11 protein-coding genes are annotated in these 12,567 nt (G+C 44.7%); 1 reads left to right on the top strand and 10 read right to left on the bottom strand.

The features are described 5' to 3' along the window. Nucleotides 1–3 precede the first annotated feature (3 nt). The 8 genes from FR741_RS08215 to FR741_RS08180 form a co-directional block, all read right to left on the bottom strand. Nucleotides 4–1,188: a glycosyltransferase gene (locus tag FR741_RS08215; protein WP_046875248.1), complete on the bottom strand. Its 1,185-nt coding sequence runs from the start codon at nt 1,186–1,188 to the stop codon at nt 4–6. A gap of 155 nt (nt 1,189–1,343) precedes the next feature. Beyond that, nucleotides 1,344–2,414 (bottom strand): glycosyltransferase family 4 protein, encoded by a 1,071-nt coding sequence (locus FR741_RS08210; RefSeq protein ID WP_167426595.1) that lies wholly within the window; start codon nt 2,412–2,414, stop codon nt 1,344–1,346. Then, nucleotides 2,389–3,954: a sigma-54-dependent transcriptional regulator gene (locus tag FR741_RS08205; protein ID WP_167426594.1), complete on the bottom strand. Its 1,566-nt coding sequence runs from the start codon at nt 3,952–3,954 to the stop codon at nt 2,389–2,391. Before FR741_RS08205 ends, FR741_RS08210 begins: the two co-directional genes overlap by 26 nt. A 277-nt stretch (nt 3,955–4,231) precedes the next feature. After that, nucleotides 4,232–4,612 carry an Hpt domain-containing protein gene (locus FR741_RS08200; RefSeq protein ID WP_167426593.1) on the bottom strand — a complete coding sequence of 127 codons (381 nt, stop codon included), beginning with the start codon at nt 4,610–4,612 and terminating at the stop codon, nt 4,232–4,234. A gap of 11 nt (nt 4,613–4,623) precedes the next feature. Further along, nucleotides 4,624–5,310 (bottom strand): AAA family ATPase, encoded by a 687-nt coding sequence (locus FR741_RS08195; RefSeq protein WP_167426592.1) that lies wholly within the window; start codon nt 5,308–5,310, stop codon nt 4,624–4,626. Further along, the gene (locus FR741_RS08190; protein WP_005394266.1) at nt 5,310–7,412 is read right to left on the bottom strand and encodes an SLBB domain-containing protein; all 2,103 of its coding nucleotides are present in this window, start codon (nt 7,410–7,412) and stop codon (nt 5,310–5,312) included. Before FR741_RS08190 ends, FR741_RS08195 begins: the two co-directional genes overlap by 1 nt. Further along, nucleotides 7,409–8,275, bottom strand: a complete 867-nt coding sequence (locus tag FR741_RS08185; RefSeq protein ID WP_031780391.1) for an OmpA family protein — start codon at nt 8,273–8,275, stop codon at nt 7,409–7,411. The genes FR741_RS08190 and FR741_RS08185 overlap by 4 nt, the downstream gene beginning before the upstream one ends. A 26-nt stretch (nt 8,276–8,301) precedes the next feature. Beyond that, the gene (locus FR741_RS08180; RefSeq protein WP_124008851.1) at nt 8,302–8,622 is read right to left on the bottom strand and encodes an STAS domain-containing protein; all 321 of its coding nucleotides are present in this window, start codon (nt 8,620–8,622) and stop codon (nt 8,302–8,304) included. A 423-nt stretch (nt 8,623–9,045) separates the two neighbouring features. Here FR741_RS08180 and FR741_RS08175 point away from each other — a divergent pair, with 423 nt between their 5' ends. Further along, nucleotides 9,046–9,891, top strand: a complete 846-nt coding sequence (locus tag FR741_RS08175; RefSeq protein WP_048626372.1) for a DNA ligase — start codon at nt 9,046–9,048, stop codon at nt 9,889–9,891. A gap of 15 nt (nt 9,892–9,906) precedes the next feature. Here FR741_RS08175 and FR741_RS08170 read toward each other — a convergent pair whose 3' ends face one another. Continuing rightward, nucleotides 9,907–10,905 carry a DUF3080 domain-containing protein gene (locus tag FR741_RS08170; protein WP_167426591.1) on the bottom strand — a complete coding sequence of 333 codons (999 nt, stop codon included), beginning with the start codon at nt 10,903–10,905 and terminating at the stop codon, nt 9,907–9,909. A 134-nt stretch (nt 10,906–11,039) separates the two neighbouring features. Then, entirely contained in the window at nt 11,040–12,410 is a 1,371-nt protein-coding gene (locus FR741_RS08165; protein WP_065646737.1) for an MATE family efflux transporter, read from the bottom strand. Nucleotides 12,411–12,567 lie beyond the last annotated feature (157 nt).

Below are 12,567 nucleotides of genomic sequence, written 5' to 3'. Positions count from 1 at the left end.
TCCTCAATTGATGCTCAACCAGCGTGAAAGAGGCTTCATGCAGTGAGTCATTGGCATTGGTGTAATACTGTTGTTCTCAAGCTCACCTTCATAAATACGTTCAATGGCGCTTATGGATGCTGCAGTCGTGAGGTTTTGGCTAGCATGAAGATAGGCGTTTTCAGCTAGCTTGTTTCTTAGTGCTGCATCCTGCATGACTTGTTGGATCGCGTTTAATAAGCCTGCCATTCCGCGATTCTGGTACAGTAGCGCAGAGTGATTATGCTCGAACAACTCAGGGATGCCTCCTGTTTTTGGTGCGACGATAGGCAATTGGGCTAAAGCCGCTTCCCCTAATACGAGACCAAAGGCCTCTTCATAGGCGCCACTAATAAAAGCGTCTGCATTCCCAGACATCCATGCACCAGCATTACTTTTTTCCCCGACAAAGTGGACTCTGTCTTGGATACCGAGATCCGAAGCAAGTTGTTGCAATGTTTCTCTTTCCTCGCCATCGCCAACGATAACAAGATGAGGATTATCGTGATGGTAATTGTGCATGCGCATAGCGCGAATAAGGCGGTCGAATCCTTTTCTTTTAATCAACGAACCCACCGAGAGAAAGGTAAACGCTTGTGGAGGTATTCCGAGGTGAGCCTTGATATCAATGGGCGTATCAGAGTCTTGAAGCGATACACCGTTGTGCACAACATAAAGCTGGTCTTCTGGGTAACCGTCCTGAATAATTTCACGACCGACATCTTTACTAACGCAAATCAATTTTGGGGAGAGGTGTAACCCAAGAGAGAAGCGATCTCGCAATGTATAGTGACAATGAAGTTGGGTGACAAGTGGGATGTGATTCATGCGTGCAGCCAAGCACATCCATTGACAAGGACCACCGCTATTAACGTGTACCAAGTCGATATTGTGTTTTTCGATCAGTGCTGAGCCCTGTTTGATAAGGCTATTCCATCCGCTAATATCCCAGCGAGGCGCACTCCAGCCACCAACTAGATTGAAAACAGAATGTTCCGCTTCAATTCCGAGCGATTGACACTTATCGATTAGTGGCTGGCAGTTTGACCACACGAATGGCTCAAACTTATCACGGTCAATCCCTGAGATGAGATCCAGAAGTACCACTTCACTGCCGCGAATCCAGTTATCACCATAATGAACATATAGAATGCGTTTTGGAGTAGTCATAAGTCACCTCTGTCTCATCATTAACTTGTGTTAACTGCTGAGTTGCAACAGAGATGCCAAAATATGCCATTAGTTTATGTGTTTGAATATTATTAGATATTTGTGCTTGGACTCAAGGGGAGAAGCAATATTCTCATATTGAGAACCAATATGGCTTATTGCTCCGTTTCAATTTGATATTTTCGTAGCAATACAGGAATAACGCTTTGTGCCGAGAAATCATCAATAATGGTCTGCCGAGCGTTTTGACGAATGAGAGATTGCTGCGCTTCATCAAGAGACATCCAATGTTTAAGGCATTGAGCGAGAGATGGGACGCCATCGACAATAAAGCCATTTTCGCCAGTTTGGATAATATCGGGCAAGCGACCCACGCGTAGGCTCATCACGACTATTCCTCTAGCCATTGCTTCAAGCGCCGCCATAGGCAGGCCTTCATAGCGAGAAGAAATTACCAGCACGCCAATGTTTTTCCAAACGGTCTCCATTTCAGTTTGATGACCGAAAAATGTCACATTTGAAGGGGCAGTTTGGGCGAGTGATTCTCTTTCTGGCCCATCACCGAAAACACTAAAATGCAGTGTTGGGCAGAGCTTAGCTACTTCGATAAATTGGTCGGCACCTTTTTCTTGGCTCAATCGGCCGACGAAAGCGATTTCTTGATAGTTGAGATTACGATCGGGAATCGAAACAAAGTTATTCAGCAGTTCCGAAGGGAAAATGACTTTGCGCTGAATGCTTGGGCTGACGGAAAAGCAGTGGTTAGAGAGGTAGCCTGAACTTCTATCAAGCCAATCATAGAACCACAGTTTTCCCGAGGATGATTCTCCTGCATGATAAGTTGAAATCAAGCGAGGAAATGTGCGCGTGAGTAGCTTGGCACAGCGCGCTAAGATTGACGCTTTGTAACCGTGGGAGTGAATGACCGATGGTTGGTGATTGGCGACCGCGCTTGTTAGGTGTTTGATCTTTAATGCCTTATGTGGCTCACCGGACAAATGGTTCAAGTAACTCACAGGGATGGTGGATTCTTCTGCTTTCTCTACAATCTGTGCTGGTGGCGAGTACTCAGTCGTTAAAACAACACGTGCTTTGTGCCCAAATGTCATTAATCCACGAGCAAGCTCTATGACGTGACTTTCGATACCGCCAAACAGGCGGCTATCAAGAAAAATCCAAATTTCACCAACGGCAAGTTTCTCAAGATTGTTCGAGATTAATTTCATCCGCTTCCCACGCTTGTTTTTTTCGGTAAACCGTAGATGGGCTTAGCTCCAGCATTACGGCGGCATTGAGTACGTTGCCATCACAGTATGCGATTGCGTTTTGAATCGCCTCACGCTCCACTTGCCACATAGGGCGAATGGTTCCATCAGAGTTAAAGTACGGCGAGGCAGCCGCTGATGATTGTATGTTAGGTTCCGGTGTCGGTATTGACGGTTCTCTAGCGGGGGCCAACTGTTCCTCAACATACACAGGTTGGGATGTTATTGTTGGAGGGGGTGCTGGCTCTTGAGTTACATGTGCGGGAGTGGATGTTCTCACCGTTTTAGACTTTCTAGTCAGTTGAGCGGGTAGGTGATTCACCGTTTTAGACTTTCTAGTCAGTTGAGCGGGTAGGTGATTCACCGTGACTTTTTCGTCATTATTAAGCACCACAATGTTACGTATGATGTTTTGTAATTGCCTTACATTACCCGGCCATTCGTAATGCTTGATGATATGTTGAGCTTCGCTGTCGATTGTTGAGAATTTCTTTTTGTCCTGTTTGGCATAAGTGGTCAAAAAGTGCTTGGCTAGCGTGACAATGTCACTTCCTCGCTCGCGTAGGGGGGGCATATCGATAGGTATTACGTGTACGCGGTAATACAAATCTTCACGAAAACGACCTTCTTCCACTTCTGTTAATGGATCTCGGTTGGTGGCACAAATGATTCGAACATCCACCTTCATCTCTCGAGTGCCACCAAGCGGTGTGTAGGTTCCTGTTTGAAGAAAACGGAGCAACTTCTTTTGCATCTCAAGTTCCATTTCACACAGTTCATCGAGAAAAAGCGTCCCACCGTGAGCCAGCGTCGCAGCACCTTTTCGGTCTGTTGTGGCCCCGGTAAATGCGCCTTTGACGTGGCCAAAAATCTCACTTTCCATTAAATCTCGTGGGATAGCCCCGCAGTTAATAGCAATAAAAGGCTTGTCTTTACGGTCGCTCTGACGGTGCACGGCTTCAGCACAGACTTCTTTACCTGTGCCGCTTTCACCCACAATAAAGACACTGGCAGATGTTGGAGCAACGGCATCAATGGTTTTATATACCGCCTGCATTGGGAGGCTTGAACCGATAAATCCGTGATAGTTATGGCGATCAAACTTGGACTGAATGTTTTCTACTAAATCTTCCAGTTTGGCGCGTTTGAGGTGTAATGCAACAGAAGTTTTTAGGCGATCGGCGTTAATAGGTTTTTCTAAGAAATCTTCCGCACCTTTTTGAATTAGGTTAACGGCTAAGTCTACGCTGCCGTGCGCTGTAGCAATAATAACGGAGGTAGGAATGTCATTCTGGTTGATCCAATCCAATACGTCTTCACCAGACATATCGGGCAGTTTCAAATCGAGAATGATGAGCTGAGGTTTGCTTCTTTCAATAAATTGAATTGCTTCGCGACCTGTTTCGACATGAAAAATGTCATAAGGTTCGTCTTTGACATACTGCTTATAAAGTATGGCTAGTGAAGTAGAGTCTTCTACCAGTAACACCCTTGGTCTCATAGTCCTATCCCAACGTAGTTCGTTTCACTTTTAATGATTTTTGTCAGCACTATTATTTGTATTTGGCGTGATGAGCGAGTTATATGGCTTAGTGCTCTCTAGTGCTGAATATTCTCAATTTGAGAAAAGCGTTATCTAAGTATTAGCACAAGGTGGGAAATTTGCGAAAAATCCATACTTTTTAATTGATTAAGTTAAATTGTAAATGTCTTAGATGATATCGGCATCGCACTTTAATAAGTGCGATGATTCATAAGATAATTTATTATTGAAACGGTTACTCGAACCCCTGATCTTTTCGCTTTTCTAGCGCGTCAAACGATTCAATTGCCAGCTGGGAAAGAGACTCACAGAGAGCCAATGCTTCTAGTGTTTTCCCTTCCACACAATATTTCTCAATCATTCTTGCTTGTCTGGAAAGCGTTCGGTTACCTAAAGCAAGGGCAGAGCTGCCGAGTGTATGAACTTCGAACTCTAATGTTTGGATGTCTTTCGCGCTTAATGCTTGCTCTATTTTCTCCATGCGCTCTCGTGACTCTTCAATATAATGTTCAATCAGCGTAGGGATGATTTCGGCGCACGTATCTTTGATCATTTGCTGGAGAATGTGTTCATCCACCAATTCTTGTTCGATAGTCGGTGTGTTATTTGCAGTCATATTGGCGCTCCCTATAACATAAACAGTTCACTTTTCTTAATTTGTTGAGATATCTTTTCTTTCCACTTTTTGGGTAAAAAGCGTAGCTTGGAAACTTGGCGGATCAACTCATCTTTCAGGCTAGGTGTATGCTTCATATTCAGCACGGAACCAATCAAATTCGCATCGCTAGCATCAAGTAGTTTTTTGGCTTGTTCGAGTTGGGTTGCCGTCGTAGAGCCATAATGTGCGACTAATAAGGTGGCATCACATACGCCCGCAATCACTTGAGGGGCAATATTGCTTCGGTTGACACTCAGAAGTGGAGATGTGTCTATCACGACGCGCTCGTACTGCGTTAACCACTCTGCAATATTGCGCTTCAGCATCGTCGGATCTCGGTACGCAAATTGAGTGCTGGCGAGAGATGGAGCAGGGAGACCGACTAAGGTTTGATGCGTATTTTCTCTTGTGATCAGGTGGCCAACTTTTTCTGTATCATCAAACTCGTGAATGGTGCGATACGCGGGCTTGAACAGGTTAAGATCCACATACAAAGTATTGTGTCCAGCTAAAACCAGACGCTCTGCTAGAGATGAAGCCACGGAAGTGACGCCGTCTTCAGACTTACAACCCACGACACAAATCGTTTTGTGGCCTTTCTGTTCACTCTGAAGATAAATTTGCTCAATCTCAGCGTGAGTGGCAGGAATAGTCATTACAACGCTCCTATTAACACGATGGTTGTGGTGATTTGTAAAATATCTCTTAATCCGGCTCTCGCTTTTTCAGCAAAGCTTTCGTCTTTATGTGGAATGTAAATAGTGTCGCCTGCACGGATGACTGGTAAATCATAAATGTTGGCGGTTTTGCTAAAGTTCACCAAATCAAATGTTCGAGCTTGGCCCTGACAGCAAGACATGTTGACCACACTGATTTTTTCAAGATACGCATTGTTTGTCGGGCCTCCTGCTTCGGCCAGCAAGTCAAGTACCGTCATGTTGTCATTAAATACATAGCGCCCAGGGTCTCTTACTTCACCTAATACACGCACGGTGGATTCTTTGGAGCGATCCAACCAGTTTTTGTTTTTTTCCGGAATGTAAATGGTATCGCCGGGACGAACGTGGGGCAGAATAGACTCATCGCCCGTTTCAAAGTACATCGACAAATTCAATTTACTCACTTTGGCATAGCCTAGGCCACGGTGCGTCACACGAATATTGTGAATATCGGCATCCATTGTTGGTCCATCGGCGGCAGATAAAATATCCAGAAAGTGCATCTCTTCGGTAAAGCGATAGCGGCCTGGGGCATTGATTTGACCGAAAACATATATCGACGCATCAGAGCTCTGGCTTACCCATTGCGATTTGTTGTCTGATGGATCGTCAGGTAATGCATGGACTCTTACGACCGTACCAGCAGAAACTCGGGGCAGATTCGATGTTGGTGAGCCATCTAAAATGTATTGATCTAAATCGAACTGTGTCATTTGACCATTATTGGCGACTTCAATTTTTGTGGTGTCAGCTCTGCGTGTTGGGCCGCCAACATGGGCAAGCAGATCAATTAAATCCATTTCGTCTGACCATTCAATACGTCCCGGGCGCACGACTTCTCCCATCACAGCGACCGCTCGACTTGGCGCCACTTTTAGCCATGACTTCTCGTTGAAATCGGTTTTCTCAGGGACGAAAATCGCGTCGCCAGGTCCGACATTCGGTGGTCTAACCGAAGACAGCCCCTCGGTATGCGCGGTTAGGTCGAATTTGATGACCTTACCATCGGCTTTTATGACACGAATTTGGCGAGATTCTGCATAGCGAGTAGGTCCGCCTGCATTGGCGAGAATATCCATGAAGCTAGCGTCTTGCTTTCCTTCATACGCGCCAGGGTGGGCAACTTCACCCATGACATAAACCACATTTGCACCCGCTTTGATTTCTTCTTCCTGTTTTGGAACAAAAATGGTGGCACCCGGTAGGATTTCTGGTAGTAAGCTTTGATCACCCGTATCCAGATACTTTTTTAGATTAAACATGGTTGGGTTGTTATTTGTGATGACGCGAATTTGCTCAACACTGGCATATCGCGTTACGCCGCCAGCTCTCATCACGACATCAACGAGCGTGGTGTTCGGTTTGTAAGAGAATGAGCCGGGAGCATTCACTTCACCAAAGACTTTGATGGCACGAGCGGAGTCTGCGCTATCGCCTGAGTTCGCGAGTTTTGCTGCATCAAATTCTTGCTCAATATTCCCAACGAGTGGAGATGCTGGAACAAACAGTACATCCAGCGATTCCAATTTCGGGAGCTGGCTATTATCACCAGTATCAAGGAAACGTTTGTAGTCAAACTCGATGTTTTTGTCGCCGCGTTTAACGATCATTTTATCGAGCTGAGCACCAGCGCGAAGGCCTCCAGCTTCGTATACAAACATTTGAATGTTGGAACCTGAAGGTAAGGTATATTCCCCGGGTTTGACCACGTAGCCTTGGACTGACACTAATAACTGTTGTTGTTTGATAAAGACTCGAGCGTTGTTTACGTCACGATACACGGTTTTTAGCGTTTCGATAATCACGTCTTGGAGTTGTTGCTCATTATATCCAGCAACAAATACAGGGCCGACTTCTGGTAAGTTAATACGCCCACGGCGATCAACTTGAAACCCTTTGTTTAAAGACGCTTCTCCAGGTAGGTTAATCTGAATTAAATCGCCGACCTTAACAGTATTGTTTTCATCAGCTGACGAAGTAGGTACCCAAGCGACCAAGCACAAAAGAACGAAGGTGATAAATGGTTTCATCGTGTTCATAGCGTACCTCCTGCAGATAGATTGCGATTTACTGAGGTATCGCTATCTGAATTAGGGCTAATAACCTCGATGCTTACGCGGCGGTTGGTTAAACGCACGGCAGGTGTTTCACCTTCATAAAGCGGTAGGCTATCTCCCACAGATTTGGTGGTTACGCGTTCTGAAGTGATGCCAAATACAGTCAGGTAACGCTTCACTTGTTCTGCACGCGCTTGAGCGAGTTTCTGGTTGTAATCTGGTGCTCCAGTGACATCTGCATGCCCAGTCACCACAAGAGTTAGGTTAGGGTGGTCACGTAAAATGTAGGCAGCTTCTGCCAAATGTCCCATGTACTTTGGATTAATTTCTGCTGAATCGACAGCAAATTGATTATCAATATTGAGGAGTGCATAAATTTCAGCGACGACGTTCAAATCGCTACGCAATGCTTCAATATCATCGGGTGGCGTACAAGTGGTTTGGCTTAATACATAGTCGAGTTGCTGTTCAAGTTGGTTTAAACGTCGACGTTGAATCACCAGGTCGTTAGCAGCATCGAGTAGAAGTCCGCCCTCTAACTCACGTGCGATTCTGTTTTGCTTCTCAAGCGCTTGCACGACTGCTGCAGGAAAGCACCAGCGTGCGCCTTCTTGAATCAACGCGTCTAGGTGTAGCTTGGTGAGTTGCCAATCAAACCTCAACCCATGCTCTGGACCTAACGGTTCATCGGGCATGACTGGGGAAAACTGATAATTTTCAATTGAGATATCTTGATAGTTTTCCGCCAAGCCACCTTTTCCGTGGTCTGGGTAGTCAAACGACGAACAACCAAACATGCCGACAACAAGACCGCTTACTACATATCGTCGTATAAGATTTACCATGCCAACCTCCGTTTAAACCGGTATTTTTAGTGTCCTTTTGAGTTAACGGGAATAGCATGGTTAATACGAAGCAAGCTCATGATTTCTAAAGGTTGGCCTGATACGTTTTCAATACTCATGCTTCTTTCACGTTCAACTAGACGCTTATATAAGTAAACAATGGCACCAATCCCTGAAGAATCAAGAAATTGGACGTGCTGTAGGTTAATTTCGACTTCTTTGTGATGATTGTCGTGAATTACTTCATCAATGTAATGTTGTGCTTGTCGACAGCCACTTGCGTCTAAGTCACCAAAAAACTCAATGGCTAATTTGTCTTGATTAATTTCTAGTTTGCGTAATTCCATGACTCTATCTCCGTTTGTTTTCTCTACTTGGATATAGAGCAGGTAACGTGCCAGATTTAAATGCAAATAAAATCAGATGGTTATGATTTTTTGGTGGTGTCATTCAAATTGAGAAGGAATAGGTTCTCAATTTGAGAATCAAAAACGCATAGACAAACGGCTTGTTCAGGAGAGATGTCGAATTAATATCGAGCGCTAACGTAAGAGTCTCATCGAGATTAGATTGCGACTTGATTTGAGACTCCCCCATCTTATTGTGAACAATATGTAAATATTAAATGCAAAATCTGTCTAAAGTTTATGATTATCCTTGCAAATCATTGCTTAAGTTGATTGTTCTGAGTCGAAGAATGACTAGTAACAAATAGGTCATCGAGAGGAGTTACGGTTCAATAAAGGCGCTTTTTTGTACAAGGTCTTCTTATGCCATTAAAAATGACATTAATCGCGCTGGCTGTTATGACAGCGTCTTCTCAGCTTCAAGCTGATACTTCTCTCACACCTCCAGTTTCTCTTGCGCAAAGCTATCAAGATGGTATCGATGTATCTGAATATTGGTATAGCGAAAAACTCGACGGCATTCGCGCCTATTGGACAGGACAACATCTCGTGACGAGAAATGGTAACCGAATCTACGCTCCAGATTGGTTTATCGATTCACTACCTGACTATCCGTTAGATGGTGAGCTATGGGCGGGACGAGGCAATTTTCATCTCGTACAACAAACGGTTTTGGATAAAACGCCTGTGGAGTCAGCTTGGCGAAACATTGATTTTATGATCTTTGATATGCCGTATTCTGCTGGTGATTACCGGAAGCGTTATTACAACATCAAAGACTTAGTGCTCGAAGTAGACCAACCTCATATCAAATATGTCGAACACCGAGCGATCCAAAATGAAGCCCACCTGTTTACGCAATTGGATAAGATTTCGATATCCGATGGTGAAGGGGTGATGCTACGTAAGGTATCAAGCCGTTATCAAGCTGGACGTGGTAGTGATTTACTTAAACTGAAACGATACGCGGATGATGAAGCGCTAGTTGTGGGTTATAAGCCAGGCACGGGGCGTTTATTGGGTATGATGGGGGCGATGTTAGTTCGCTTACCAGATGGTACAGAGTTTTACATTGGTAGTGGGTTTACCGATGAAGTGCGTCGTCAGCCTCCGAAAATAGGTTCAACCGTCACGTTCAGGTACAACGGTTTTACTCATACCGGTAAGCCACGTTTTGCCCGATTCTTGCGTGAGAGGCTGAAGGAATAGAACGCTCTGTACTTACTAGTTGCCAACGGTTACGCCGCACCGCTTGAAGAGACCCTGCCAAAACTGAACGTGGTTTAGGGTTTCTTGTCTAAAGGTTTTGTGTGCTTCTTTTATACCATATTGATGACCATGAAGTTGCATACGCTTTTCTATCAAGGTGGCGCCATCATGAAGTTGTTGATAGGTACTGTCTAAATAGGCTAAGTAAGGTTGCACTTCTTCAACGTAAATAGATTGGAAGACATTTCTTAGGTAGCGGAACTGGGTCACGTCTCGGTTTGGCCCGCACAACACATTATTCTGATGTTGTTCAAGTAACTGAGTCGTAGCTTTGAGCCAGTGAGAAGCGTTTATCATCGAATAGTAAAGTCGTCCGATTAAACGAGATTTCTCTAGCTCTTCTTGATACTGCACAATCTCAATATCGGGCAGACGTGAAATGGCGCGATGAGGTAAGCCGTACATTTCACTGAAAAGGCGATAGACGTCGTTAATACGTGCAATATCATTCGTCGTTTCTTGAGGTAGCCAATCCGACGCCGTTAGCTGCTTTTGCATTGCATCACTCGCGAGTAGCAAGTTGTCAAGATGAGTACCTAAATGCTGCCACTTAGTCGAATAAAGCTTTGTTAATGTAGTACGTTCTTCATCGCTGAGCTGAAATTCGGATAGACATCGATTCATGACTCTTAAAAGGGCAGTTTGATAATCAAAATCATGAAATGCATCCTGCACCTTACCAAGTTGCGAGTTTTTCTCGGCAAGTAGATTGAATAATCCACACTGGCGTAATTGGTAGCTTTCTAGTAAACCAATCGATAGCCTGGGAAGTGGCTCGAATAAGTCGCGTTTTGCAGGTATGGTCACCGTAGGTTGTGATTCGATTGGAAGAGTAGGAGCGTCCAACACATTGGCGACACGTTGGTGATACTTGTCAAACATTGCTCTTTCTGGGTTGAACCAGTTATCGCAACCGTTAAGAAACAAGACTAAAAACAATAAAATAGACCGCACAAATATCCTTTTTATAACTTCGTATTCGTCACCAAAAGAGCAGGCTGAACTGGCTCACAAGCTTGTTATAAGTATACTCAACAGCGTTATTATTCGATCAAAAAAGCCAGCGTGTGCTGGCTTTTTTCTTATTATCACTGAACTGAAAAGTTCAATTGCACCTCTGGTTCTTGGCGGTGCATCCAGCGCATTCTTACCCCTAACATAAGTGCGGCAGAAGAAAGGCCGATGATAAAGCCTAGCCAGAAACCTTGCGCTCCCATTGGCTCGACGATCCAGTCTGTGCGGCCAAGGACGTAACCCATTGGTAAACCAAGAATCCAGTAGGCGATAAACGTACGGTTGAAGATGGCTCGCATATCTTTATAGCCACGTAGTGCACCTGCCGCGATTACCTGAACTGCGTCCGTACATTGATAAACAGCAGCAAATACGAGCAGTTGCATCGCTAGAGTGATGACTTCTGGGTTGCTAGTGTAAAGTTCGGCAATCCATTCACGAGACAATACGGTTAATATCGCTGTAAGAACAGATAAACCTAGGCCAACCATTATGCCCACTCGTGAAGCAACGCGAGCGCCATCAACGTTTTCTTCGCCAAGTCGGTGTCCGACACGAATACTCACTGCCGCACCGATACTCATTGGAAGCATAAATACTAGCGACGAGAAGTTAATCGCAACCTGATGCGCAGCAACGATGATTGGTCCTAGTGGTGAGACCAATAGTGCAACGACAGCAAATAGTGTCACTTCAAAAAACAGCGCTGCTGCAACAGGAAAGCCGAGCCTGAACAGACGAACTTGCGCTTTCCATTGTGGTCGATGCCATTCACCAAATAAGTTGATGCTTTTAAGTCGATCTGATGTCATTACATAAAGCAATAGTAGGGCAAACATGACCCAGTAAACAATCGTGGTTGCGACACCACAGCCAATACCGCCTAATTCAGGTGCTCCAAACTTGCCATACACGAAAATCCAGTTTAGGGGAATGTTGAGCAGTAAACCGATAAAGCCAATGACCATTGCTGGTTTCGTCAATGACATACCATCCGTAAAGCTTCTAAGCGTTTGAAAAAGCAAGAAGGCAGGGACTGCTAAGATAACAGCATGAATGTACCCCACTGTTTTTTCTGCCATCAGCGTTTCAACATCCATAAATCCGAGAATAAATTGGGTTTGAAGCAGCACTGCAATAATCGGCACACTGATCAACAATGCCAAAACGACGCCTTGTTGAATTTCAAACGGGATTTTTACTCGACGACCAGAGCCATTTAACTGTGCGACAACAGGGACTAACGCCATTAACAAACCCACACCAAATAAAATGGATGGAAGCCAAATACTTGAAGCGACAGAAACCGCAGCCATGTCGGTGGCACTAACGCCTCCGGCCATAACGGTATCAACAAACCCCATACCAGTTTGAGCAACAGATGCGATCAATACCGGGGTCGCCAATTTGATGAGACTTGATGCTTCTTCTTTATAGCGATGCACGAAAAATACTCCAGAGCGGAACAATAAGTTGAAAGAATGAGAGTGCTCGAGGACAAAAGATGTGGTGAACTGATCTGATGGTTGATTTTAGTCACGATAAGGTGAAAAAATGCCTCGGAGAAACTCCGCGCAAATGATAAACAATTGTATGTTTATA

Source organism: Vibrio diabolicus (assembly GCF_011801455.1).
Lineage (GTDB): Bacteria > Pseudomonadota > Gammaproteobacteria > Enterobacterales > Vibrionaceae > Vibrio > Vibrio diabolicus.
Note: the sequence above shows the minus strand (reverse complement) of the source record. Positions and strands in the feature narration are given on the sequence as shown.